This window comes from Pseudodesulfovibrio sp. 5S69, from assembly GCF_037094465.1.
GTDB lineage: Bacteria > Desulfobacterota > Desulfovibrionia > Desulfovibrionales > Desulfovibrionaceae > Pseudodesulfovibrio > Pseudodesulfovibrio methanolicus.
On the sequence record NZ_CP146609.1, the window covers coordinates 4,069,292 to 4,093,691 of the forward strand.

General features: G+C 65.5%; 26 protein-coding genes. 12 read left to right on the top strand and 14 right to left on the bottom strand.

Translation table 11 applies throughout. The features are described from left to right. Nucleotides 1-41: 41 nt before the first annotated feature. From nusB to V8V93_RS19085, 5 genes are all read right to left on the bottom strand, one after another. A complete protein-coding gene (gene nusB, locus V8V93_RS19065) occupies nucleotides 42-491 on the bottom strand; it encodes a transcription antitermination factor NusB (RefSeq protein ID WP_338668212.1) in 450 nt (149 codons plus the stop codon). 3 nt (nucleotides 492-494) lie between these two features. Then, complete coding sequence (gene ribE, locus V8V93_RS19070) at nucleotides 495-962, bottom strand: 6,7-dimethyl-8-ribityllumazine synthase (RefSeq protein ID WP_338668213.1); 468 nt, start codon at nucleotides 960-962, stop codon at nucleotides 495-497. A gap of 75 nt (nucleotides 963-1,037) precedes the next feature. After that, complete coding sequence (locus V8V93_RS19075; RefSeq protein ID WP_338668214.1) at nucleotides 1,038-2,249, bottom strand: bifunctional 3,4-dihydroxy-2-butanone-4-phosphate synthase/GTP cyclohydrolase II; 1,212 nt, start codon at nucleotides 2,247-2,249, stop codon at nucleotides 1,038-1,040. Between the two features lie 248 nt (nucleotides 2,250-2,497). Beyond that, the gene (locus tag V8V93_RS19080; RefSeq protein WP_338668215.1) at nucleotides 2,498-3,271 is read right to left on the bottom strand and encodes a GGDEF domain-containing protein; all 774 of its coding nucleotides are present in this window, start codon (nucleotides 3,269-3,271) and stop codon (nucleotides 2,498-2,500) included. Between the two features lie 130 nt (nucleotides 3,272-3,401). After that, complete coding sequence (locus V8V93_RS19085; RefSeq protein WP_338668216.1) at nucleotides 3,402-4,127, bottom strand: glycosyltransferase family A protein; 726 nt, start codon at nucleotides 4,125-4,127, stop codon at nucleotides 3,402-3,404. A gap of 386 nt (nucleotides 4,128-4,513) precedes the next feature. Between V8V93_RS19085 and lptE the strand changes: the two genes are divergently transcribed. The 5 genes from lptE (at nucleotide 4,514) to lon (ending at nucleotide 10,043) form a co-directional block, all read left to right on the top strand. Beyond that, entirely contained in the window at nucleotides 4,514-5,011 is a 498-nt protein-coding gene (gene lptE / locus V8V93_RS19090) for an LPS assembly lipoprotein LptE (RefSeq protein ID WP_338668217.1), read from the top strand. Nucleotides 5,012-5,026: 15 nt separating this feature from the next. Beyond that, nucleotides 5,027-6,022 carry a DNA polymerase III subunit delta gene (locus V8V93_RS19095; RefSeq protein ID WP_338668218.1) on the top strand — a complete coding sequence of 332 codons (996 nt, stop codon included), beginning with the start codon at nucleotides 5,027-5,029 and terminating at the stop codon, nucleotides 6,020-6,022. Nucleotides 6,023-6,024: 2 nt separating this feature from the next. Beyond that, nucleotides 6,025-6,714 carry a RadC family protein gene (gene radC / locus V8V93_RS19100; RefSeq protein WP_338668219.1) on the top strand — a complete coding sequence of 230 codons (690 nt, stop codon included), beginning with the start codon at nucleotides 6,025-6,027 and terminating at the stop codon, nucleotides 6,712-6,714. After that, nucleotides 6,715-6,987, top strand: a complete 273-nt coding sequence (locus tag V8V93_RS19105; RefSeq protein WP_338668220.1) for an acylphosphatase — start codon at nucleotides 6,715-6,717, stop codon at nucleotides 6,985-6,987. 539 nt (nucleotides 6,988-7,526) lie between these two features. Continuing rightward, nucleotides 7,527-10,043 carry an endopeptidase La gene (gene lon / locus V8V93_RS19110; protein ID WP_338668221.1) on the top strand — a complete coding sequence of 839 codons (2,517 nt, stop codon included), beginning with the start codon at nucleotides 7,527-7,529 and terminating at the stop codon, nucleotides 10,041-10,043. Nucleotides 10,044-10,119: 76 nt separating this feature from the next. On the opposite strand, the gene V8V93_RS19115 is transcribed toward lon, so the two are convergent. The 3 genes from V8V93_RS19115 to V8V93_RS19125 all read right to left on the bottom strand — a co-directional run bounded on the left by V8V93_RS19115 (nucleotide 10,120) and on the right by V8V93_RS19125 (nucleotide 13,882). Further along, a complete protein-coding gene (locus tag V8V93_RS19115) occupies nucleotides 10,120-11,196 on the bottom strand; it encodes a choloylglycine hydrolase family protein (RefSeq protein WP_338668222.1) in 1,077 nt (358 codons plus the stop codon). Between the two features lie 409 nt (nucleotides 11,197-11,605). Next, complete coding sequence (locus tag V8V93_RS19120) at nucleotides 11,606-12,595, bottom strand: tetratricopeptide repeat protein (protein ID WP_338668223.1); 990 nt, start codon at nucleotides 12,593-12,595, stop codon at nucleotides 11,606-11,608. Between the two features lie 339 nt (nucleotides 12,596-12,934). Next, nucleotides 12,935-13,882, bottom strand: a complete 948-nt coding sequence (locus tag V8V93_RS19125) for a tetratricopeptide repeat protein (protein WP_338668224.1) — start codon at nucleotides 13,880-13,882, stop codon at nucleotides 12,935-12,937. Nucleotides 13,883-14,118: 236 nt separating this feature from the next. Here V8V93_RS19125 and V8V93_RS19130 point away from each other — a divergent pair, with 236 nt between their 5' ends. The 3 genes from V8V93_RS19130 to V8V93_RS19140 all read left to right on the top strand — a co-directional run bounded on the left by V8V93_RS19130 (nucleotide 14,119) and on the right by V8V93_RS19140 (nucleotide 15,713). Continuing rightward, nucleotides 14,119-14,367 carry an FmdB family zinc ribbon protein gene (locus tag V8V93_RS19130; protein WP_338668226.1) on the top strand — a complete coding sequence of 83 codons (249 nt, stop codon included), beginning with the start codon at nucleotides 14,119-14,121 and terminating at the stop codon, nucleotides 14,365-14,367. A 49-nt stretch (nucleotides 14,368-14,416) separates the two neighbouring features. Next, nucleotides 14,417-15,349, top strand: a complete 933-nt coding sequence (hemC, locus tag V8V93_RS19135) for a hydroxymethylbilane synthase (protein WP_338668227.1) — start codon at nucleotides 14,417-14,419, stop codon at nucleotides 15,347-15,349. Nucleotides 15,350-15,482: 133 nt separating this feature from the next. Further along, nucleotides 15,483-15,713, top strand: a complete 231-nt coding sequence (locus tag V8V93_RS19140) for a hypothetical protein (protein WP_338668228.1) — start codon at nucleotides 15,483-15,485, stop codon at nucleotides 15,711-15,713. A 424-nt stretch (nucleotides 15,714-16,137) separates the two neighbouring features. Here the strand turns inward: V8V93_RS19140 and cobT are convergent, their stop codons facing one another. Next, a complete protein-coding gene (cobT, locus tag V8V93_RS19145) occupies nucleotides 16,138-17,205 on the bottom strand; it encodes a nicotinate-nucleotide--dimethylbenzimidazole phosphoribosyltransferase (RefSeq protein WP_338668229.1) in 1,068 nt (355 codons plus the stop codon). Nucleotides 17,206-17,353: 148 nt separating this feature from the next. Between cobT and V8V93_RS19150 the strand changes: the two genes are divergently transcribed. Both V8V93_RS19150 and V8V93_RS19155 read left to right on the top strand, forming a co-directional pair. Further along, nucleotides 17,354-18,181: a WcbI family polysaccharide biosynthesis putative acetyltransferase gene (locus tag V8V93_RS19150; RefSeq protein WP_338668230.1), complete on the top strand. Its 828-nt coding sequence runs from the start codon at nucleotides 17,354-17,356 to the stop codon at nucleotides 18,179-18,181. 78 nt (nucleotides 18,182-18,259) lie between these two features. Then, complete coding sequence (locus tag V8V93_RS19155) at nucleotides 18,260-18,616, top strand: hypothetical protein (protein ID WP_338668231.1); 357 nt, start codon at nucleotides 18,260-18,262, stop codon at nucleotides 18,614-18,616. Between the two features lie 3 nt (nucleotides 18,617-18,619). On the opposite strand, the gene V8V93_RS19160 is transcribed toward V8V93_RS19155, so the two are convergent. The 4 genes from V8V93_RS19160 to pyrR form a co-directional block, all read right to left on the bottom strand. Continuing rightward, nucleotides 18,620-18,832, bottom strand: a complete 213-nt coding sequence (locus tag V8V93_RS19160) for an Ada metal-binding domain-containing protein (RefSeq protein WP_338668232.1) — start codon at nucleotides 18,830-18,832, stop codon at nucleotides 18,620-18,622. Between the two features lie 89 nt (nucleotides 18,833-18,921). After that, nucleotides 18,922-19,524 (bottom strand): hypothetical protein, encoded by a 603-nt coding sequence (locus V8V93_RS19165; RefSeq protein WP_338668233.1) that lies wholly within the window; start codon nucleotides 19,522-19,524, stop codon nucleotides 18,922-18,924. Next, nucleotides 19,521-20,057: a homoserine kinase gene (gene thrB, locus V8V93_RS19170; protein ID WP_338668234.1), complete on the bottom strand. Its 537-nt coding sequence runs from the start codon at nucleotides 20,055-20,057 to the stop codon at nucleotides 19,521-19,523. The genes V8V93_RS19165 and thrB overlap by 4 nt, the downstream gene beginning before the upstream one ends. A 2-nt stretch (nucleotides 20,058-20,059) precedes the next feature. Further along, entirely contained in the window at nucleotides 20,060-20,602 is a 543-nt protein-coding gene (gene pyrR / locus V8V93_RS19175; RefSeq protein ID WP_338670212.1) for a bifunctional pyr operon transcriptional regulator/uracil phosphoribosyltransferase PyrR, read from the bottom strand. A gap of 162 nt (nucleotides 20,603-20,764) precedes the next feature. On the opposite strand from pyrR, the gene V8V93_RS19180 reads away from it, so the two are divergent. Both V8V93_RS19180 and V8V93_RS19185 read left to right on the top strand, forming a co-directional pair. Then, complete coding sequence (locus V8V93_RS19180; RefSeq protein ID WP_338668235.1) at nucleotides 20,765-21,109, top strand: IscA/HesB family protein; 345 nt, start codon at nucleotides 20,765-20,767, stop codon at nucleotides 21,107-21,109. 750 nt (nucleotides 21,110-21,859) lie between these two features. Beyond that, entirely contained in the window at nucleotides 21,860-22,183 is a 324-nt protein-coding gene (locus V8V93_RS19185) for an IscA/HesB family protein (RefSeq protein ID WP_338668236.1), read from the top strand. Nucleotides 22,184-22,956: 773 nt separating this feature from the next. On the opposite strand, the gene V8V93_RS19190 is transcribed toward V8V93_RS19185, so the two are convergent. Then, nucleotides 22,957-24,195, bottom strand: a complete 1,239-nt coding sequence (locus V8V93_RS19190; protein WP_338668237.1) for a phenylacetate--CoA ligase family protein — start codon at nucleotides 24,193-24,195, stop codon at nucleotides 22,957-22,959. Between the last annotated feature and the right edge of the window lie 205 nt (nucleotides 24,196-24,400).

Consider the following 24,400-nt stretch of genomic DNA (forward strand, 5'->3'; position numbering starts at 1 on the left):
ATCCTAAATGTGGTCGTTTCGCTTTGCCGGGCGGCCGGGGGTCAGGCCCGTTTCGAGGTCTTGGCCACGCCGTCCAGGATGCCGTTCACGAAGGAGCGGGACTTGTCGTCGCCGAAGGTCTTGGACAGCTCGATGGCTTCGTTGATGGCCGCCTTGACCGGGATGTCGGTGAACAGCATCTCATACAGGGACAGGCGCAGGATGGACAGCTCGACCATGGCGATGCGCTCGATCTTCCAGTGCTGGGAGTGGGCCTCGATGGTCTTGTCGATGTCGTGCAGGTTCACGTTCACGCCCATGACCAGGTCGCGGGCGAAGGCCCGCGCTGTCTCGGACTCCTGCTCCAGAACCATGGGGTTGAGGTCGAACAGGGTGTCCATGTCCTGGGGATTGTCCTTGTCCAGGAAATGCGTGGAGTAGAGCACCTGAAAGGCCAGGGTGCGCCCCACCCTGCGGATGCCGGGCCTGTTGCCCTTGGATTTCGAGCCCATGAGTTAGAGCTGCTCCAGGACCCGGACGGTCTCGAGCAGGGCGGACGCGGCTTCCACGCCCTTGTTGCCCGCCTTGGCCCCGGCCCGTTCGATGGCCTGGTCCAGGGAGTCGCAGGTCAGCAGGCCGAAGCCCATGGGTACGCCGGACTCCATGGAGGCGTGGGCGATGCCTTTGGCGCACTCGCTGCACACGTAGTCGAAGTGCGGGGTACCGCCGCGGATGACCGCGCCGAGCACGACGATGCCCGCATACTCGCCGGACCGCGCCAGTTTCTGGGCGGCGATGGGCAGCTCGAAGGCGCCGGGTAGGCGGATCAGGGTCAGGTCGTCCTCGGACGCGCCATGGCGGACGAGGTAGTCCACGGCGCCTGAGATCAGGCGGTCGACGATGAAATCGTTGAACCGGGCGGCCACGATGGCGATCTTGAGTCCCTTTGCGTCCAGCATCCCTTCGATGGTCTTCACGGACATGTGTCTTCTCCTACTGTATGAAATATATAGCAGTGTAATATGTTATCGGTTCCCCAAAAGTCAACGTTGGGGGCTTTAGTCTTTGTCCACCTTGAGGAGATGGTGCATCTTGTCGCGCTTGGTCTTGAGGTAGCGCTCGTTGAGCTGGCAGGCGCCGACCTCGATGGGCACGCGCTCGACCATTTCCAGGCCGTAGCCCTCCAGGCCGACCATCTTCTTGGGGTTGTTGGTCATCAGCCGCATCTTGGAGACGCCGAGCGCCACCAGGATCTGCGCCCCGGTGCCGTATTCACGCATGTCCGGCGGGAAGCCGAGCTTGACGTTGGCCTCGACCGTATCGAGCCCCTGGTCCTGCAGGTGGTAGGCCCGGATCTTGTTGCCCAGGCCGATGCCGCGCCCTTCCTGGCGCATGTAGACCAGCACGCCCTTGCCCTCGTTGCGGATCATGCACATGGCGTCCTGGAGCTGGGGGCCGCAGTCGCAGCGCAGGGAACCGAACACGTCGCCGGTCAGGCACTCGGAGTGGACCCGCACCAGGGTCGGCTCGTCGGGATGGATGTCGCCCATGTACAGGGCGATGTGGGTCTTGCCGTCGGCCTCGGAGTGGAAGGCGGCGGATTCGAAGTTGCCCCAACGGGTGGGCAGATGGGCCTCGCCCACCTTGGTCACGGACTTGCCGTCGAACTTCATGCGGTAGGCGATCAGGTCGGCCACGGAGCAGATCTTCAGCCCGTGCTTTTTGGCGTAGATTTCCAGGTCGGGCATGCGGGCCATGGTCCCGTCGTCGTTCATGACCTCGCAGATGACCGCGGCGGGCTTGAACCCGGCCAGGCGGGCGAGATCGCTGCCGCCCTCGGTCTGGCCCGTGCGCACCAGCACGCCGCCGTCCTTGGCCCGCAGGGGAAAGATGTGGCCCGGCGTGACGATGGAGTCGGGACCGGCCCCGTCGGCCACGGCGGCCAGCACGGTGACGGCCCGGTCCTTGGCCGAGATGCCGGTGGTCACGCCCTCGCGCGCCTCGATGGAAACCGTGAAGTTGGTGCCGAAGCCGGATTCGTTCTTCTTGGTCATCAGGTCCAGGCCGAGATTGTCGGCCATCTCGTTGGACATGGGCAGGCAGATCAGCCCGCGGGCGTGGGTGGCCATGAAATTGATGATCTCGGGCGTGACCGCCTCGGCGGCGCAGATCAGATCGCCTTCGTTCTCGCGGTCCTCGTCATCCACCATGATGACCATTTTGCCCTGGCGGATATCCTCAATGGCTTCTTCGATTTTGCAGAGGGGCATGCTTCTACCTCGATGATGGTTTACCCTGGAAAGGGTGCGGAAAATCCTCGCCCGACGCCGTCCGGCGGGGAACCAATGTACTTAGCGTAAATGGCCCCGCTGGGGAAGGGGAAAATTCCTCGGCGAAAGGCTATGTATATCAGATGGTTGTAAAAATACGGAGCAGAAGGCGGCCCTGTCCGCTCCCACCGCTCCCCGCCAGTATAGTCACTCGGGGCCGATTGGCAACGGAAACGGGCGAAAGTCGGTCAGACCAAGGTGAGCTGGCGTTCGTGCTCGGCCACGTGCATGAGCACCTGGTTGCGGCCGTTCTGCTTGGCCCGGTGCATGGCCCGGTCCGCGGCCACGACCAGGGCGTCGCGCAGGGAACCCCGCTCCGGGTGGACCGAGGCCAGGTCGGCCACGCCGCAGGAGATGGTCACCTTGATCTCGGGCCCCTCCAGGCTGATGTCGTTGACCTCCACGACCATGCGCAGCTTCTCGGCGGCCTGGACGGCTCGGCCCGCGTCGGTCTCGGGCAGGATGATCATGAACTCCTCGCCGCCGTAGCGGGCGACCACGTCCGAGGTGCGGATGTTGGCGGCCAGCAGCCGGGCCACCTCGGCCAGGGCCAGGTCGCCGAGCGGATGACCGAAGGAGTCGTTGACCCGCCGGAAGTGGTCCAGGTCGACCATGACCAGGGAGAGCTTGTTGCCGTAGCGCCGGGCGCGGTCGACCTCCTCGTCCAGGCGGTCGAAGAACCAGTTCCGGTTGGGCAGGCCGGTCAGGTCGTCGTGGGTGGTCAGGGTGGCGATCTTGTCGTGGGCCCCGTCGAGCAGGCGCATGAGCCTGGTGGCGCAGGCCAAGGCGATGCCCAGGACCAGGGCCGCGGTCAGGAACACGGCGGCCAAGGTATAGGTCCGGTCGTGCAGCAGGGCGACCGGAAGCAGGGCGAAAACGACGACGGTCACGGACAGGCCGCACTGGAGCAGGAAAATCCGCCAGGCCTGTTGTCGCAGGCGGCCTTTGAGGGACTGGGTCATGTGACTTCCTTTCTTCGCTGATAGGCTTTCCGGTATCGTACCCGGATCGCGAAAAAAAGGAAAGAGGGCGCACCCCTACGCCGCACGGCATCGGGCCGGGCGGCGCGGGGCGGCGCTTGCGCGAAAGGGCCTAGGCCAGAGCCAGGCTCGGGGCGCGCCGCGCCTCGGGCCTGGCGAGCGGCGCGCCACGTCGCCCGACGAGCCCGTCGAGCAGGTCCCGCTGCCGCGAGGACAGGGCCGCGCGGTCCAGGCTGCGCCCGGCGTCGAAGATGCCGACCACCTCCTCGATGACGGTCACGCTGCGCGCCCGCTGGTGCCAGCCCGCCATGTTCCGCTGGCAGGAGTCGAACTCGCCCCGGAAGCGCCAGCCGCCGCAGCGGTCCACCACCAGCCTGCGCGACAGGCACAGGCAGAGCAGGTCCAGGTTGCCCGGGCGAACCAGGGGACCGTCGTCGAAGACCGGCAGCCAGGGCTGGCCCAGAGCCAGTTGGGCGTCGATGCGCCCGATGACCATCTCGGCCTCCCGGTGGAGCAGGTAGCGGCTCAGGGAACACGGCTTGAGCACGTTGTCGTCGTCCAGGAAGACGACCTTCTCCCCGCCCGAGAGCTTGAGCAGGGTATCGCGGACCCCATGGCCCCGATCGCGGTCCGAGGGCAGGCTGAAGGTCCGGACCGGATAAGCGCAGTCCGGAGCCGTGCCCCGGACGCCGTCGAACCCGATGAGAATTTCCAGTTGGTTGCGCTCCAACCCGGCGAACCGGGCCGCCCGCTCCGCGGACGAGACCGCGTTTTTCAGGGCGTTCGGCCGATTCCCGGCCGAGGGCGTGATGATCGAAAACAGAATATCGCCGTCCATGGCCATACCGTTGTCTCCCTCCCGCGTCCATGCGGGGTTGGCGGGGCGGATGTGCCCCGCGTGATGCTCAGTCAATCGGCCGGGAAGGTCCCGGCGTTTCCTTTTACGTATCGGCGGACGAGGCGTTATGTTTAGGGGGCGACAAGGAATTTCTTTGCCCGCCGGGGGCTTTGACGAATCGGAGATTTTTCGGAATTCCATGTTGATATGCTGTGGAAAAATGACGGCTCGGCGTGCCTCCATCCCCGCGCACGGGCGCTTCCCGCCCGCTGTCGGCTCCACGGACGGACCGCCCCTCGGGACGGTTTGCCTGCGGCCCCGCCCCGCTGGACCTTTGCCGCGAATCCCTTTATCGTCCCCCAATCACCGAACACCTGGAGAACTCGATGTCCCTGCTTCGATATACGGCGCTTTTCCTGCTCCTCGCCCTGCTTGCCGGGTGCGGCTACTCCTTCGGCGAGGGCGGCACGTCCGTGCTCCAGCCGCAGTACCGCACCGTGGCCATGGAAGAGATCAACAACCCGACCACCCTGGCCTGGCTCGAACCGCGCCTGCGCAAACTGCTGCGCGACGAGTTGCACAACCGGGGAACCATCACCTGGGTGGACGACAAGGCAAAGGCCGATGCCCTGATCACCATCGACATCGACCGGTATTACCGACCCACAGCGGTCGAGGACGCCGACCAGCGGACCCTGCTCTCCGAGGCCATCTTCCAGTTCGAGGCGACCATCCGCTCGGCCACGGACAACTCCCTGCTCTGGAGCTCGGGCCAGATCTCCGAGAACTGGCCCTACGACTACGGCAGCGGCCAGGAGGCGGACATGGAGGTCACCCGTCGCGGCATCCAGGTCCTGGCCGACCGCATGACCCAGGACTACTAGCCCCACGGAAGGACCATGGCCGACCGCCCCAAATATCTCTTTCTCATCTGCCCCGATCCCCAGCTGATCAAGGCCCAGGTGGACGAACGCCTCAAGGGTTCCGGCCAGGAGGGCTGGGAGGTCAAGCCGTTCTGGGGCGATGACGATGACCCACTGCCCCCGGCCTTCTGGACCGACCTGACCATCAAGTCGCTCTTTCCCCAGCCCAAGGCCCTGGTCCTGCGCCGCGCCCACGCGCTCAAGGCGGACCAGTGGGACAAGCTCGACGCCGCGGTCAAAGGGCTCGGTCGCGAAATCTACCCGATCTTCTGCCTCGAAGGCGAATGGAAAGGCAAGAAACCCCCGGTGCCCCCGGCCTTGTCCCGGCGCGGACTGTACAAGAAGGCCCGCGACGCGGGCTGGATCTGGGAGTCCCCCGGCCTGGACCAGCGCTCCCTGACCGACTTCGTCAAGCGCTGGGCCGCCAAGGCCGGGCTGACCTTCGAGCCGGGCGCGGGTCAGGCCCTGACCATGGCCCTGCCCACGGACGCCGTGGCCGTCCGCCTGGAGCTGGACAAGATCGAGCTGGCCGCGGGCGACGACAAGGTCGTGCGCAAGGAGCACGTCGACCTGGTGGCCCGGACCGGCGAGATGCCCTTCTTCGACCTCATGGACGCCCTGGCCAGGCCCGGGGCCGAGGCCTCGGTCTGGAAGCGGGTCATCGACGACCACTCCAAGTCCGCCAAGGACCAGATGCTCTTCAACCTGATCGGGTTCCTGGCCAGCCAGGCGCGCATGTACTGGCTCCTGGCCCACGGCGGCAAGGCCGCGGGAAGCCCGTTCATGCTCAAGAAAAAGGCCCCCCTGGCCCAGCGCCTCGGGGCGCGCGGCATCGCCCGGATGATCGACCTGGCCATGGAGGCCGAGCTCTCTCTCAAGACCGGCGAGCGCAAGTACGACGAGGCCCTGGACATGCTCATGGCCGGGCTCATCGACCTGTTCCGGCCCAAGGCCCAACCCCGGCGGTACTGACCATGGCCCCCAAGCCCGAGAACGTCCCCCACTACGTCGGCCACCGCCAGCGCCTCAAGGCCCGGCTCGCGGACAACCCGCGCGGACTGGCCGACTACGAGATCCTCGAACTGCTCCTGGCCCTGACCGTGCCCCGGCGCGACACCAAGCCGCTCGCCAAGGCGCTCATCGACCGCTTCGGCTCGCTCAAGGAGGCCGTCCTGGCCCGGCCCGACCAGCTCGACGGGATCAAGGGACTGGGCCCGGCCACGCAGAGCCAGTGGACACTCCTTCAGGAACTCCACGCCCGCCTGGGCGAGGCCGGCGCCCGGCGCGGCCAGATCGTCAGCGACCCCGACGCCCTGGCCCGGGCGGCCATGGCCCGGCTCGGGCACAAGGACACCGAGGAGTTCTGGGCGGTCTTCATGGACACCAAGAACCGGATCATCAACTGGGAACAGATGAGCCGGGGCACGACCAACGCCACCGCCATCTTCCCGCGCGAGATCGCGGCCGCCGCCCTGCGCCTGGAAGCCACCAACGTCATCCTCGTCCACAACCACCCCGGCGGCGGCAGCGACCCGTCCTCCGAAGACATCCTGCTCACCGCCAAGGTCGCCGAGGCGTGCGCCAGCCTCGACATCCATGTGCGCGACCACATCATCGTCACCGACCACGACTACTACAGCTTCAACGAGTTCGGGAGGCTCTAGATGCGGGAGATGGCCGCCATCGTCCGGGGCAGGGTCCAAGGAGTCTGGTTCCGGGGCTGGACCCGCGAAACCGCCCGAGCCCTCGGCGTCACCGGATGGGTACGCAACCTGCCCGACGGGTCCGTGGAAGTCCTGGCCCACGGCAGCGACGAACAACTCGACCAACTCGAATCGCACCTCTGGCAAGGCCCGCCGCTCGCCCGCGTGACCACCATCGAATCCCGCCGAGCCGACACCGACACCCCCCTGTCCGACTTCTCGGTCCGCCGCTGACGCGGCGGGGCCTCCGGCGCCGGAGAGGAGAGAGGGAACCCTTTGGAAGGGCTTCCCTCTCCCTTCCCCCGGACCCCCATCCCCTCTCACCCTCCTGAGCCTCTCAGGCCGCTTCGCGGATGGAGGGCGCGCTGGAATTCTCCTTCGCCGCAGTTAAAGGCGACGCCTTCTCAATATCCTTATCCCTCGCCCTACCTGGCGGCGTTGGCAACCGTCCCGAAGGGTTCGCGCCGGGCGGCCTTCCGAGGCCCGTGGACGTCCGGCGCGAACCCTTCGGGACACCGCACGGCCAAGCTACACCAACCCCTTCGAGCAAACAGCCACACTTCCGCCCACGCACCCCCCTGTCGAAGGCACACAAAAAGTTTGGGAGGGTCCAGGGAACCCTTTTCAAAGGGTTCCCTGGCGGGGTCTGGGGCAGCGCCCCGGCCGCCGGAGGCTCTATTAGCAATTTACCATAATAATGGACTTGCCAACTTGGTTTGACGATATATGTAGGGTAACACCATCTGTTTGCACACAAATCAGAGGATACCCACTTGAGCCAGAAAAAGAAGAAAACCCCCATCCGCCCTTCGCGCATCAAGCGCCCGAAGTCGGATATCGAAATCGATAAATCCCCGGAAGTGACCGACGACAGCAAGGACGGCGAAGATCTGCCCGAGATCATCGAGGCCCTGACCGCCGGTCCGGGCACGTCCCTGTTCGGCGACGGAGAAGACATGGCCGGGCACAACCCCGCGGACATCCCGCAGGTCCTGCCCGTGCTGGCCGTGCGCGACATCGTGGTCTTCAACTACATGATCCTGCCGCTCTTCGTGGGCCGCGAGAAATCGGTCCAGGCCGTGGACGCGGCCCTGGCGGGCGACCGCTACATCCTCATCCTGACCCAGAAGGACGAGGGCGTGGAGGACCCGTCCCCGGACGACCTGTACATGACCGGCACGGTGGGCATGATCATGCGCATGCTGAAGATGCCCGACGGCCGCCTCAAGGTCCTGGTCCAGGGGCTGGCCCGCGCCAAGGTCAAGCGGTTCACGTCCAACGACCCGTACCACATCGCGGAGCTGTCCCCGATCATCGAGCCCGAGGCCGGGCCGCTGTCTCCGGAGCAGGAGGCCCTGGTGCGCTCCTCCCGCGAGCAGTCCGAGCGCATCCTGAGCCTGCGCGGCATCTCCAGCGCGGACATCATGTCCGTGCTGAACAGCGTGTCCGATCCGGGCAGGCTGGCCGACCTGATCGCCTCCAACCTGCGCATGAAGGTGGACGCGGCCCAGAAGATTCTGGAGTGCGTGGAGCCCTTCCGGCGGCTGGAGCTGGTCAACGAGCAGTTGCTCAAGGAGGTCGAGGTGGCCTCCATGCAGAACAAGATCCAGACCATGGCCAAGGAAGGCATGGACAAGGCCCAGCGCGACTTCTACCTGCGCGAGCAGATCAAGGCCATCAAGCGCGAGCTCGGCGACGAGGGCGACGAGTCCGAGGAGATGGAGGAGCTGCGCAAGGGGCTGGCCGCGTCCGGCATGCCCAAGGACGTCATGAAGGAGGCCTTCAAACAGTTGCGGCGGCTGGAGTCCATGCACGCCGAGTCGAGCGAGGCCACGGTCATCCGCACCTACCTCGACTGGATGATCGACCTGCCGTGGAAGAAGCTCTCCCGCGACCGGCTGGACATCAAGAAGGCCGAAGAAATTCTCAACGCCGACCACTACGACCTGGAAAAGGTCAAGGAGCGCATCCTCGAATACCTGAGCGTGCGCAAGCTCAACCCCAAGATGAAGGGCCCGATCCTCTGTTTCGTGGGACCTCCGGGTGTGGGCAAGACCTCGCTCGGGCGGTCCATCGCCCGCTCGCTGGGGCGCAAGTTCCACCGCATGTCGCTGGGCGGCATGCGCGACGAGGCCGAGATCCGCGGCCACCGGCGGACCTACATCGGGGCCATGCCGGGCCGGATCATCCAGGCCATCAAGCAGTGCGGCACGCGCAACCCGGTGATCATGCTCGACGAGATCGACAAGCTCGGTTCGGACTTCCGGGGCGACCCGTCCTCGGCCCTGCTTGAGGTCCTCGACCCGGAACAGAACTTCTCGTTCACGGACCACTACCTGAACGTGCCCTTCGACCTGTCCAAGGTCATGTTCGTGTGCACGGCCAACATGCTCGATTCCATTCCCGGCCCGCTCATGGACCGCATGGAGGTCATCCGCATCCCCGGTTACACCGAGCAGGAGAAGACGGTCATCACCCGGCGCTACATCATCCCGCGCCAGATCAGGGAGAACGGCCTGAACGACGACGAAATGGCCATCTCCGACAAGCTGGTCGCCAAGGTGGTCCGCGAGTATACCCGCGAGGCGGGCCTGCGCAACGTGGAGCGCGAGATCGGCACCCTCTGCCGCAAGATGGCCCGCAAGAAGGCCGAGGGCGACAAGGGACCGTTCAAGATCACTGCGAACAACCTGTACAAGCTGCTCGGACCGCCGCGCTTCCTGGACGACGAGAAGGAACCGACCCTGCCTCCGGGCGTAGCCGTGGGGTTGGCCTGGACCCCGGTGGGCGGCGAGATCCTGCACATCGAGGTGACCACCATGCCGGGCAAGGGCAAGCTGATCCTGACCGGCAAGCTCGGCGACGTGATGAAGGAGTCGGCCCAGGCCGCCCTGTCCATCGCGCGCGCCAGGGCGGACCTCTACGGCATCGACCCGAACTTCGCGGACAACCGCGACATCCACGTGCACGTCCCGGCCGGGGCCACGCCCAAGGACGGCCCGTCCGCGGGGGTCACTCTGGTCACCGCGCTCATCTCCGCCCTGACCGACACTCCGGTCTCGCCCGACCTGGCCATGACCGGCGAGATATCCCTGCGCGGCCGCGTCCTGCCCGTGGGCGGCATCAAGGAGAAGATCCTGGCCGCCGTGTCGCGCGGCATGAAGAAGGTCCTCATCCCGGCCCAAAACAAGAAGGACCTGGCCGAGATTCCGGACGAGCTGCGCAAGCGCATCACCATCAAGACCATCGAAAAGGTGGACGAGATCTGGCCGCTGGCCAAGGCCAAGTAGCCCGGCTCCCCATATCCATAGAAAAAGGCCCGGACCAATTTGGTCCGGGCCTTGTTTTTTTGCCTACTGCCGCCGCCTAGCGCGGGGTCACGTCCTTGACCGCGTTGCCCGAGGGCGCGGACACCGGGATGGGCGTGTAGTCGGAGCGGGTGAAATCGAGCTTCTTGAGGTCGATGGCCCGCAGGGTCTGGTCGCCGTAGTCCGCGAAGTAGAGTACGCGGTTGGTCAGGTCCTCGATGGCCGTCCACTGGGTGTAGTCGGCGGCTTCGCCCTGGGGCTTCTTGTCCCGGCTGACGCCCGGCATGACGTCGACCTGGTTGAGCAGGTGCCGGGCGAAGACCACGGCCTGCGCGGCGTTCTCCGGCTGGTAGGCGAACTTGCCGAGCACGGCGGTGCGCACGAACCGGGACGGGGGCGTGCAGTCGCCCGGCAGGCCGAACAGGCCCGAGCCGTTGCCCGTGCCCTTGACGGTCATGCCGTTCAGCTCCAGGCCGGTCCGCATGTCGGGCGAGAGGTTGACGTAGTTGCGCAGGTTGGCCCACTGGCCGGGCAGGGGCGGCTCGTTGGTCATGACGCCCAGCGGATTGTCGTAGATGTGCAGTTGGCCGTCGATCCATTCGGCGACCAGGCTGTCGCCCCGGTCGTCGTGCACGGCCAGATGCAGCACCGGGACGCCGCCCAGTCCAGCCAGTTCCTTGCCCCAGACGAGCACGTCGGGCAGGGCCTTCCTGACCTCGGCCACGGTCTCGAACCGGCCGAGAATCCAGTCGGGCACCATGGTCACGTCCAGGGCCTTGGCCTCGCTGCCCTTGGGCACGGCCTGGTAGCCGACCGACGGGAGCCAGAGGACCTTGGCCGAGAGCCCCTTCTCGTTCATGCCGTCGGTGGACGCCTCCAGCCCCAGGACGGAAAAGGCCACGAACCCGTGGCGCTGCTGCCACTGCATCCCCTGCTTCTTGCCGGGTGCCTCGGAGGTCCAGAGCTTGCCACGGGGATAGACGGTCACCCTGGCCTGGTCATCCACGGCAAAATCCATGGACCGCCCGCCGACGATCGTCCCGTCCTTGGCCTTGACGATGAAATCCGTGCACGCCATGGCCGGAGCGGCCAACAGCAGCAGACATATTGCAAACGCAACTATTCGGTATAACATGAGAACTCCTTGAGTATGGGTATAGCCCGCGCAATGAGCGGAACCGACTTTACCCAAAAGGGATACGCCGCCCCCGCCCGCAGTGTCGAGCCGTAAAAAACATAATACCCGACTTGACTCCCCCTCACCGCCCCCGCCTTCTCCAAGCATGAACGCAAAAAGGCCTCCCCCCTCCCAGGCGGACGCCTCATTTCCCCCTCCCCAATTGGAGCGATTCGGGTGCGCCAGCACCCGACAGCGGCTCTCTCTCCCGGCGCATTTCCGCCCTCGAAATAGGCTTGGGAGAGTGGGTCAGCTATGCATTTTCCGAGGGTTCGCCTGACCGCAGCGTACCCCAGTACGTGAGGATCAGGCGGACCCTCGGGAAATGTGCAGATGGCCCGCTATCGCAAGCCGGCCCCCGCCCCTCCTACATCCCAACCGCATCGCGGCCGGGCAGCCAGAGGCCGTTGTCGCGGCGCCTGCCGGTGGAGGAGGACGCCGAGCCGGCGTTGCGGGCCTCGTTTCGCAGGGCTCGGACCCGGGCCTGTTCCCGGGCCGGGGCGTTAGCGCCGAAGGCGCTCTCGCCGAACAGCGCGGCGCGCCGGGCCACGCCCTCGGGGACCGGGGGCTTGCCGTAGCGGCGGCGCAGGCCCGGATTCTCGGCCAGGGCGCCGATCAGGGCCACCAGGTCGCGGGCCGGGGGAAGCTCGGGATTGAGTTCGAAGCAGCGGGTCAGCATGGTCATGCAGTCCCACCACTGGCCCTGTTCGTAGTAGGCGCGGGCCAGGTTGTAGTACAGGTGGTCGTCCCGGTCGGTGTATTTGAGGGCGCGCCGGTAGCAGATCACCGCGCCTTCGAGATGGCCGATCTTGCGCAGGCCGATGCCGAACTCGTTGAACAGGTACTGGTCCTTGCCGGGGAACGGGGTCTTGACCCGCATCAGCTCGCCGAACAGGGTTCGGCCCTTGGCCATGCGCCGGGCCAGGATGTACTCCTGGCCGAGCTCGAACAGGCCGCGCACGTTGGGTTCGTCGATGGCCAGCAGGGAACGCCGGTAGCCGAGTTCGCGGTTGGTGCCGACCAGCCGGTAGTTGCGGCGGCGGACCGAGGGGAGCATGCGCTCCTCGAACACGGCCACCTCGGGCGTGTAGTGGGTGATCAGTTCGTCGATGGAGATCAGGGACTCTTCGCCGAAGGGCAGGAAGTCGCCGTCCACGCCGCGCACGGCATAGCCGTCCTCGCCCACCTGGCGCACGAGCCAGTAGTGGACGCGGCCCTGCCCGCGCAGGGTGGTTCCCTTGCCGGGGTTCCGGGATTTCGCGATGGAGAAGATGCAGCAGACAGGACCGACGCACCCCTTGGAGGCCCGGCCCGCCCGGCTTTTATTGTCTATGGAAACGAGCGTGTTCTTGTTCATGGGTCACCCTTTGCAGGGGGCGACCATGCCCGGTCCGGCCATCCGGCCCGCGTTTTCCCCGAACGCGAACCGACGGTGCCGCCGTTGCCGGGCACGGCATTTCCCCTGCGCCGTCCAGTGGGCTCCCGCAATCTGCCTGGCGCGTTACGTGGAAACTCGACCGGCCATGGCCGGACAACCTATTCCACCCCGTATTCCCGATTCATATCGGCCCGCGGCGGGAAAGGCTTTAGTGGAAAAATCAATGGGCGGGGGAATCCTGCCATGGGCATTCCGGCACGGAATCTTCGGAGGCCCCGCCCTGCGGCGCGGCTTGCGGATCACGATTGCCCTTTCGGGCTAGTCCTCGCTCCCGTGGCGCTTGAACTCCACGTACCCGATGCCGCCGGACCGGGCGCGGCCGGGTTCCACGGGGCGGGCCACCAGGGTGTCGTCGAGCTTGAGCCTGCCGGACCCGGCGGCCAGGAGCTGGCGGGCGCGAGCGGCCACGGCGGGCGGCACCGGCGGCTTGCCGTAGCGGGCCAGGAGCCGATCGTCCGCCTCCAGGGCGACCATGACCCGCAGCAGGTCGTTGGTCGCTTCCAAGGCGGGGGCGAACTTGTGGGACTGGATCAGGTAGTCCAGGGAGCGCGTCCAGTCGTCGTTCTCATAGTGGGCGCGGGCCAGGTTGTAGAAGAGGTTTTCGTCGTCCTGGACGTAGTCCAGGGCGCGCAGGAAGAAGGCGATGGCCAGGTCGTAGAGGCCGAGCTTGCGCAAGATGATGCCGAAGTCGTTGAACAGGAACTGGTCCCTGCCCTCGAAGTCGGCCCCGATGCGGGCGAGGTCGGAGAACAGGGCGGTGGCCCGGTCCGGATCGCCCCGCTCCAGGTAGATCAGGCCCAGGCCGAACAGGCCGTTGAACACGCGCCCGTCGATGGTCGAGGTCAGGGCGTCCTCCGGGGTGCCGCGGCCGAGCATGGCCGGGACCACGTGCTCCTCGAAATAGCCCAACTCGGGCGCATAGCCCTCGGCCAGTTCGTCCAGGGTGATCAGCTCGGCCTCGCCCATGGGCAGGTGGCGGTCGCTGAGCAACCGGCTGGCGAAGTCCTCCTCGCCGGTCTGCTCCACGAAGCGGAAGGTCAGGCTCTCGTGGGTGCGGCTGTTTACGCCCATGCCCATCTTCACCGGGGTCAGCGCGGAGAACACGCAGCGGACCATGCCGCCCGCCATGTAGGCCCGGCCGGACGGGCCGGAGGTGGGTTCGTCCTCTTCGGTGTCGAGATGCAGGGCAAAAAATTCGTCTTTCATGGACCCTCGGCAGCGGCTTGGGCGGGCCTAAGCGCCCGGCTTTTACGCATACTTTTCCTTAGCCGGGGGCGGGGGGCGCTGTAAAGCACGGATTTCCAGGGCCGGGGTGGACACGGCGGACATCGGACTTACCTTATGCCCGGCCGGGGGCGACGTTGCCAGTCCGGTCCTTTTCAGCTATGGAAACCCTCTGCCGGGAGCGCCCGGCCCATTACAACACCGTTTCGGAGCACGACATGCCCATTTTTGAATACAAGTGCAATGCATGCGGCAACGAATTCGAGGAACTCGTCTTCGACCGCGACGAATGCCCCCCCTGCCCCAAATGCCAATCCGCGGACACCGGCAAGCTCATGAGCGCCGTCCGGTCCAAGGTCGGCGGCTTCTCGCCCGACGCGGGCGGCGACTCCGGCCCGGCCGCGCCCAGCGCGCCCTCGTCCGGCTGCGCGGGCTGTTCCGGCGGCAACTGCTCCAGCTGCGGCTAATCTCCGAGTGCCATCCTCACACGATGGAAGTCATACCATAGGAATCTGCATGAACAAGCTCACCATCGCCACCCGGGGTTCCGCCCTGGCCCTGTGGCAGGCCAATCATATCAAGGCCCTCCTTATGGCCGAACACCCCGGCCTGTCCGTGGACCTGCTCAAGATCAAAACCAAGGGCGACAAGATTCTGGACGTGCCGCTGGCCAAGGTCGGCGGCAAGGGACTCTTCGTCAAGGAGATCGAGGAGGCGCTGCTGGACGGCCGCGCCCAGTTGGCGGTCCATTCCATGAAGGACGTGCCCACCGAACTGCCCGAAGGCCTGGAGGTCGGCATCATCCCCGAGCGCGAGGCGTCCACCGACACCCTGTGCTCGGTCAAGTACGCAGGGCTCAAGGACCTGCCCGAAGGCGCGGTGGTCGGGACCTCTTCCCTGCGCCGCCAGTCCCAGCTCAAGGCGCTGCGGCCGGACCTGCGCATCGAATCCCTGCGCGGCAACGTCGGCACCCGGGTGCAGAAGCTGCTCGACGGCGAGTTCGATGCCATCGTCCTGGCCACGGCCGGACTGAAGCGGCTGGACATGCAGGCCCCGCACATGGAGGTCCTCGGTCCCCCGGACTTCCTGCCCGCCGTGGCCCAGGGAGCCCTGGGCATCGAGTTCCACTCGGACAACCGCGAAGTCCGCGACCTGCTCGCCTTCCTCGACCACCAGCACACCAAGTACCAGGTCCAGGCCGAACGCGGCTTCCTGACCGGACTGGACGGCGGCTGCCAGGTGCCCATCGCGGCCTGGTCCGAGATCGACGGCGAGACCATCCGCCTGACCGGCTTCGTGGCCGACGTGGACGGCTCCAGTCCCATCCGGCGCATGGTCGAAGGCAACGTGCGCCACGCCTGGGATTTGGGCATGATCCTGGCCGGACAGGTCCTCGAAGCGGGCGGCAAGGCCATTCTCGACGCGGTCTACGCCCGGGAAACCAGGTAGCCCGACCGGCGGGGCTATACTTTTTTATATGAAAAAAATAAGCAAAATAAAATTGTTGGGTGAGCGGCAGCCGCGCGGCCCGATCCGTCCCCTAAAGGTTTCTCAATATTCTCCGATAAAAACGGCAAGTAATATGTTCAACACTCCATGGAAGGAGGTACGAATCATGGAAGTTGCCGGTTTCGAAGTACAGGGTTCCAACATGGCCGAACAGGTCAAGTCGATCCGCAAGGTTCGCCTCCAGCGCGAAGTGCTGGAGAATCCCGAAATGGCGCGTGAGCTCGTCAAGGTCGAGTCCACGGGCACCTACAACGCCCGGGGCGATCTCGTCCAGGCAGTCTCGACGGACCTGGGAGACGCATAGTGCTCTCTGAGCCGAGCGCAAGCCGCTCAACCGAAAGAAGGCCGATCAGCGATCTGATCGGCCTCACTTTCGGTTGAGCGGCTTGCGATAGCGGCGCGTCTGCGTTCTGCGGGGGCTTTCATCCTCACGTAGACGGCTACGCTGCGGTGAAAGCCCCCGGAAAAAATGCACAGCCATGCCACTCTCGAAAGCCTATTCCGAGCGCGGAGGACTGAGCCGCTGTCGGGTGCGGCGCACCCGATTCGCTCCTTTTTCGGAGAAGAGATGCAAATGCCTCGGAGGCAAATATGGTGCTTTTCGGCCGCCCTACCCCGCGAAGCGAGTACAAAAAGCTCAGGAAGGGAGAGGGATGAGGATCGAGGAAGAGAGGAAAGCCCTTCTCAAAGGGTTTCCCTCTCCCCTTCCCCCGGCCGCCGGAGGCAGCCTATGCGCTTTCGGACACCCCGGCCGAGGCGAAGGTGGCCATTTGGTTGTAGATGTTGGCGGCCGCGCGGACGAGGAACATGGCGCAGGCCGCGCCGGTGCCTTCGCCGAGGCGGAAGCCGAGGTGGAGGTAGGGAGTGACGCCCATGGCCTCGACCACTGCGGAATAACCGGGTTCGGCCGAGGCGTGGCTGAGCAGGCAGTAGTCCTTGACCGCGGGGTGAATCTTCCAGGCGGCCAGGTAGGCGGCGGTGGAGATGAAGCCGTCTACACAGACGAGCTGGCGGTTCTTGGCCCCGCCCAGGACGAGCCCGGCCAGGGCGGCTATCTCGAATCCCCCCAGGGCGGCGAGGATATCGACGGGATCGCCGGAATCCACGGCTTGCTTGTTGGCTTCCAGGCCGCGCCGGATGACGGCGGTCTTGGCCGCCAGGCTGCCTTCGGGCAGTCCCGCGCCCGGACCGGTCAGCCCGGCGGGATCGAGGCCGAGGTGCGCGGCGTACAGGGCCGTGGACGGTGTGGTGTTGGAGATGCCCATCTCGCCGGTGCCGAGCACCTTGACGCCGTCAGCATGGGCTCGGTCGGCCAGGGACACACCGAGCATGAGGGCCTCGACGCACTGTTCCCGGGTCATGGCCGGGCCTTCGGCCAGGTTGGCGGTGCCGGGCGCGACCTTGGCCTGGATCAGGGCCGGGTGCTCGTCGAAGGGGCCGCCGCAGCACCCCGCGTCCACCACGAAGAGTTCGGCCCCCACGGTTTTGGCCAGGACGTTGATGCCCGCGCCGTCGGCCAGGAAATTGAGGACCATCTGGCGGGTGACCTCCTGGGGATAGGGCGACACGCCCTCGGCGTTGACGCCGTGGTCCCCGGCCACGGTGTAGATCCGCATGGGATCGGCCTGGGGCGGCTGCCCGCCCTGGATGAGATAGAGCTGCAGGGCCAGCTCCTCAAGGCGGCCGAGGCTGCCCACGGGCTTGGTCAGGTTGTCGAGACGGGCCTGGCCCTCGGCCTCGGGGGTTCGATCCACCGGGAAAATTGCGTCGAGAGTGCGCTTGAATGCTGTTTCCATGGGGCGTTCCTTGCTGGTGATTTTCGGTTCGGGAGCCATACACCGCGGGGCAGGGGAATGTAAACCCGGACAGGCCGTTGCGGCGGCAGGTCTTGTGTGCTATGCATATGGAAATATTTGTCAATTCTTTTCGTTATCAGGGAAGGCCATGAACCGGGAACTTTGTCTTATCCACGCCAACTGCCAGGGCGAGCCGCTGCTCGACCGGTTGAACTGCTGCCCGGCCTTCCGCGACCGGTACGCCTGCCGCCTGTACACCAACTATGTGCGCGAGCCCATCCCGGAGGCGGATCTGGCCCGCTGCGGACTGTTCCTGTACCAGCACCTCGGGCCCAACTGGGGCGAACTGGCCTCGGAATCGCTCATGGGCAGGCTGCCGGCCCACGCCCGGTCCCTGTGCATCCCGAACATGTTCTTCAAGGGGTACTGGCCCACCTGGTCGGGCCGCGAAGGGTTCGACTACCGCTGCGAGCTGCTCGACGGCTACATCGACGCCGGGCTGACCGCGGACGAGGCCATCCTGCTCTACCTGCGCGCCGACCTGGCCGCCAAGCTCGACCTGGATGGCCTCCTGCAAGGCACCCTGCGGCGCGAACGCGAGCGCGAGGCGCATACCCCGGTCAAATACATGGCCCTCATCGAGGAGCGCTTCGGCCGCGAACCGCTGTTCAACACGGTCAACCACCCCGGCCCCCTGCTCCTGGACCACGCCGCGCGCGGTGTGCTGCGCGAACTCGGCCTGCCCGAGCCCGACGCCGACGCCCTGGCCGCCCTGGGCGACCCGTTCCCGGATTTCGAACAGCCCGTCCACCCGTCCGTGGCCGCCTACTTCGGCTGGGACTTCGCCGGGCCGGACCGCGAATACATGGTCTACGGCCGCAAGCTGTCCTTCGCCGTCTGGACCGCCCACTACGTCTACGCCCGCCAGCATGGCGTGACCGACTTCATCGGGTTCCTGCAAGGGACGGAGGACTGACGGCGCGGGGGATAGATTATTAAGTTTTCTTAAGGAGCGTCCGATAGGAGGTGTACGCGACCATCACGGAGGAAGGTCATGTACATACGAATGGACACCACACAGGTCGAGGGCGGCTCGGTCTTCGGGCCGTGGCCCGAGGAGGACGCGCGTGAGCAGGCCATGCACTGGCCCGGCGACGTCGTGGACATCTCCGAGGAGGCGGTCAAGGCCTTCCGCGAGGCGGCCATCGAACCGATCAAGAACGGGACCTTCACCCTGGACAGGCTGGAGCAGCGCATCAACACGGTCCGCGCCGAAATCGCCCAGATCTGGGGCTCGGCCCTGCCCAAGCACGAAAAGCACATGCAGATTTCGGCCCGCGAGAACGAAATAGCCCTGCTCCAGGCGGGCCAGTTCACCTTTGCCAAGGCGGGGTTCCCGCTCAGCGTCTGACGATTACGGCTTGCAGACCTTGCACGGCCTGTACCCGGCGTCCAGCGCCGCCTGGCGCGAGGCGAAGGCCACCACGCAATGCTTGCAGTTGTAATAGCGGCAGCCGGGCCGGTGGAAGACGTGCGAGTCGCGGTTGCCGTGGTAGGTTGGGGACGCGGCCGAAGCCGCAACCGACAGCGCGAGGAGAATCAGGACGCAGGCAAGCAGTTTTCGCATGCTTTCCCCACTACGCCCGCGGGAGCATGCTGTCCAGCCGACGAAAAGGCCGCCGGGAATATCCCGACGGCCTTTTTCGGTCTCGAAAATCACTTCAATCGCGGCGGCCCGAGCACGATCATCTCGGCGATGGTGTGGTCCACCTTGGGGAGCATGCGCAGGTTCTTGCCCACGAACTGCATCTCGAGCAGGACCAGGTCCTTGTACATGGGGGTGCGGTCCACGGTGGGCACGTCCTCCAGGCCCTCGGTCAGCTCCTGGCAGCGATAGCAGCCCGGGAAGCGGACCTCCTGGCCCGTGTGGCGGGTCAGCAGGTTGGGCACGCCGTGCATGCGGCAGATCATCAGCCGGTGCTGGTACAGGCCGCAGACGCCCTGCTTCTCGTCGACGTTCAGCGGGCACATGACGTGCGGGCGCTCGCCGCGCGACAGGGCGGCCTGGGCCTGCTCCACGTAGTCCCGCGCCCTGGTCTTGATCTGTTCCAGGCGTTCCGCCGGGAGCTTGTTCAGCCCCTCCCACATGTAGGCCCACTCCACGTAGGTGTGGTGCTGGAAAAAGGACAGGCAGCAGTTGTCGGTGCAGCCCTCGCAGGTCATGCCGATGGGCCTGGCCGCCTCGTCGTAGCGGGCGACCATCTTGTCGTATATGGCGGCCAGCTTGCGGAAGGCGGCCTTGGGAGTCAGCTTGTTCATGCGATGTCGAGGTGTTGAAGGATGATGTCCACGCACTCGTCGGGCGCGCACTGGTCCGTGCGAACCGTCAGGTCGGCGGCTTTGCGGTACAACGGCAGCCGCTCGTTGTAAAGGTCGCGCATGCTCTTGCCGGGGCCGATGGCCAACCCCCGGTTATCGCCACTGCCCACGCGCTCCAGAAAGGTAGCCTCGTCGATATCCAGCAGGACCACCGGTCCGAGCTCCTTGAGCCGTTTCACGGCCTGGGGGCCGTAGATGACCGAGCCGCCCGTGGAGATGACTGTGCGCGTCAGATTCAGGTCCGAGACCAGCCTCTCTTCGATGCGCAGGAATTCCTCCAGCCCATAGGTGTCCATGATCGCCTGGAGGTTCAGCCCGTAGTAGGACTCCATGTACCGGTCCGTGTCCAACTGGCCCCAGTCGAGCCGCTTGGCCAGCAGCCCGCCCAGAGTGGACTTGCCCGCCCCGGCCATGCCCACCAGCGTGATGCACGGCTGGCTGACCTCGTCTCGCTGAATGGGTGTGAAGGCCATGCCTACTCGCCCCGGACCAGACAGACCCGGTCCTCGCCGTCGCGTTCAACGACCAGCACGTTGACGTGTTCGTCACCCAGGGTGTCCAGCTTCTTGCCCACGTAGTCCGCCTGGATGGGCAGTTCGCGGTGGCCCCGGTCCACCAGGACCAGGAGCTCCACCCGCTTGGGGCGGCCGTAGTCGAGAATGGCTTCGAGCGCGGCGCGCACCGTGCGGCCGGAATAGAGCACGTCGTCCACCAGCACGATGGATTTTCCCTCCACCTCGAAGCCGATCTCCGAACAGTTGATGGTCGGGGCCAGCTCCAGGTTGGTGGTCCAGTCGTCGCGGTACAGGTTGATATCGAGCTTGCCCAGCGGGACCTTGCGGCCCAGGCGCTCGTCCAGCAACAGCTTCAGCCTCTCGGCCAGATCGGCGCCCCGGCGCTGGATGCCCAGGATGGCCAGGGACGTGTCGTCGCCCCGGCGCTCGTAAATTTCGACGGCCAGCCGTTCCAGGGTCCGGCTCATCTCCTTGTCGGACAATATGGTGCCGCAGTCTTTCATCATCTCGGCCTCGCATGGCTTAGCGTTTGAAGGAACGTAGGAAATTAGCCCATCGCCAGGAGGGGGTCAACTCCGCCCGCGCTCCGTGGCAACTTTCGATTTGACAAAGGATACTATTGATCTTACCTCTTCTTTTCCCGACCCAAATTAGGAGGCATTATAATGATCGAAGTCACTGAAGCTGCCCAGAAGCAGCTTGAAGGCTACTTCCAGGACAAGGAAGCGTCCCCGATCCGCGTGTACCTCGCGGCCGGCGGCTGAGCGGGCCCGCGCCTGACCCTGGCTCTGGATGAGCCTAACGATAAGGATGACGTGTCCGAGGCCGGTGGATTCACCTTCCTCGTGGAAAAGGACCTGCTGGCCCAGACCGGCAACATCAAGATCGACATGACCTATTACGGATTCGTCGTGGAATCCGAGAACCCCATGAGCGGAGACGGCTCCAGCTGCGACTGCTCCTCGGCCGGTTCCTGCGGTTCCGCCGGCTCCGGCGGCTGCGGCTGCTAGCTGGCGATAAGCGGCGATCCACTTCGTTGCTGCAAAAAGCCCGGACCCTCGCGTATTGAGATACGCGTCGGTCCCGGGCTTTTTTTGCGCCTCGCGGCTCACCACTTCTCGCCAGCTAGCCCATCTCCCGCTAAGGGGGATGGGGTGAAAGCACTGCGCGGACCCTCGCGTATTGAGATACGCGTCGGTCCCGGGCTTTTTTTGCGCCTCGCGGCTCACCACTTCTCGCCAGCTAGCCCATCTCCCGCTAAGGGGGATGGGGTGAAAGCACTGCGCGGACCCTCGCGTATTGAGATACGCGTCGGTCCCGGGCCTTTTTTGCGCCTTGCGGCTGACGCCGTCTCGGCTGCTAGCCCATCTCCCGCTATGGGGGATGGGGTGAAAGCACGGCCCGCACCCTCGCGTATTGAGATACGCGTCGGTCCCGGGCCTTTTTTGCGCCTTGCGGCTGACGCCGTCTCGGGTGCAAGCCCATCCCGCCATGGGGGAGAGAGGTGGTTTTCGCTCGGGGTTGCGCCTGTATATATGTATTGTGCAGGTCCTTGTTCATGGGCTGCGGCTGCCGACCGCCGCGTGCGGGATCGGCCAGGGCGGGGCCCGCGGGTACCCCCAGGGGGCCTATTCCATATTTTTTCGGTCGGTATTCCGGTTGGTTGAAGCCCGTTACCGGGACGATTGATCGTTTTTCTCTTTACAACGGATAGATGATCCTTATTGTCTTGAGAACGAAACCAATCCAGGAGAGAAATTATGATCACTGTCACTGAATCGGCCCAGAACGAACTGACCAAATACTTTGCGGACAAGGACATGCAGCCCATCCGCGTGCATCTGGCCGACGGCGGATGCGCCGGGCCGCGTCTCTCCCTGGCCCTGGACGAGCCGCGCGACGGCGACAAGTCCGTGGAGCAGGGAGCCTTCACCTTCCTGATCAACGAGGAACTGGCCCAGGCCTCGGGCGCCGTGTCCATCGACATGACCCCTTACGGCTTCCAGGTCTCCTCCGAGAACGAGATCGGCGGTGGCGGAAGTTGCGGCTGCTCCTCCTGCGGCACCGGCTCCTGCGGCTGCTAGCTGGCGATACGGCGTCATCCGCCGCGTTGCTTCAAAAAGCCCGGCCCCTCGCGTATGTTTAGATACGCTTCGGCCCCGGGCTTTTTTTGCGCCTCGCGGCTCACCACTTCTCGCCAGCTAGCCCATCTCCCGCTATGGAAATCCGGCAGGGAGCGTCAAGGGCGCCCGCGTTCGCGGGCTGCTGACGCAGGGGGAGGCACGAGAAAGTGGGAGCCAGACTTCCTCTTCGAAAAGCACAACCCGATAACCCCTCCTGCTTTCAAAACGGAAAACACATCACCCAACGCTCCTCCCCCTGGAGCGCCTTCGGGTGCCCCCGGCACCCGAACAGCGGCTCTCGCCCCCGCACGTAGTTCCGCGCAGCGCACCCCGGCCATGTGGCCGCATTCGCGCGGCCGCGCGCCATCAGGCTTGGGAGAGTGGGTCAGCCGTGCATTTTTCGAGAGGGGATTTGACCGCAGCGTACCCCCGTACGTGAGGATCAAATCAATGGTTGGCAACCGCACAATCAGGCGGGCAGTGCACCCCGGTCACGGGGACGCATTCGCGCGCCCGCCCGCCACCAGGCTTGAGAGAGTGGTGCAGATGTGCATTTTCTCGGGCGCAGCCGCCCCGCAGTCGTACAACACGTACGGCGAGGAAGCGGCAAGCCTGAAAAATGCGCAGATGCGCCGCTATCGCAAGCCGCACCCGAGGGCACCAAAAAAAGGGCGGTGCTCGCATGGCACCGCCCACTTCGATTAGGACCGCAATCCCGGCCCTGACAGCCGGGTTTAATCGAAAGTCCTTTCATCGACGAGACGGGGGGCGCCGTTCGGCAGGGTGCCGGGGGCGCAGGTCTCGACGACTGGTCGCAATTTCATCAAGGCCTGAAAGTCGGCCTCGAAGCTTTCCGTATCGAAAGGTTGCGCCGTTTCGACCACAACAACGAGTACGTCCCTGCCACTAACATGTTTTACCCGAATCTGCCAGCCGGAAATGGCCGAAAATCGCGAAAAGACCGTGGCGGCCTGGCCCGGATAGACAAACTGCCCCTTGACCTTGACCGTGTCGTCGGCCCGGCCTTTCCATCCGGTAAGCTTTCTGGCCGTGCGCCCGCACGCGCATTGGCTCAGGTCCATGGACGACAGGTCGCCCGTGGCCAGCCGGACCAGCGGATAGTCGGAGAAAAACGGAGTGACCACCACCTCGCCCACCTCGCCGTCGGGCACGGGCAGCCCGGTGGCCGGGTCGCAGATCTCCACGTGGCGGTAGTTGGACAGGTGCATGCCGCCCAGCTCCCGGCACTCGTAGGCGATGCAGCCCACGTCCGCCGTGCCGTATCCCTGGCGCACGGAGATGCCGAACATCGCTTCCACCTCAGCGCGCAGGGATTCGGGCAGCGGCTCGGCCGCCACGTACGCCTTTTCCAAATGGAAATCCTCCAACGGGTCGAGCCCCAGGGCCACGGCCTTCTCGCCGATGACCTTGAGGTAGCTGGCCATGCCGATGAAGGCGTTGACCGGCAGTTGCGTCATGAACTCGATCTGCCTTTCGGTGTTGCCCGGACCGGCCGGGACGACCGCGCAGCCGATGTCCTTGAGCGGCTCCTCGAACATCAGCCCGGCCGGGGTCATGTGGTAGGAAAAGGTCATCTGGGCCAGGTCGCCGGGCCGGAATCCGGCGGCGAAGAAGCCCTCGGACCACGCCCAATAGTCGGGCTCGGGCCCCTCGGGGTCGTAGATCGGGCCGGGCGACTGGTAGATGCGCGAAAGCTCGCCGGGCTTGACGGCCAGGAACCAGCCGATGCCGTGCTCCCGCTGCCACTGGATGATGTCCCGCTTGCGCAGGGGAGGGATCCTGGCGTAGTCGTCCCAGTCCTTGAAATCCCTGGCGCACGCCCCCAGTTCCCGCAACCGCGCCTGAAACTCGCCCGACGCCCGCTCGGCCGCCAGGAGCACATCCTTCACGCCCTTCCACTTGCGTTTCATCCGCTTGTCGCGCGGCTCCGTCTCATATTCGGTGTAGTACATGGCTGCATGCCTCCGGCGGCCGGGGTAATCTTCTTCAAGGGTTCTCTCCACAGGCACTCTTTCCCGAACGCATTCGCGCTCCGCCCGGGAGGGATGAACCTGCCAACCCTTTTGTACCGAAGGCTACGACAGATGCCGTTTTTTTTCCACCACCTCCCCCGCCGCTCCGGGAAAAGGCGCGGGAAGAACGGGCAGCCGATCCGTT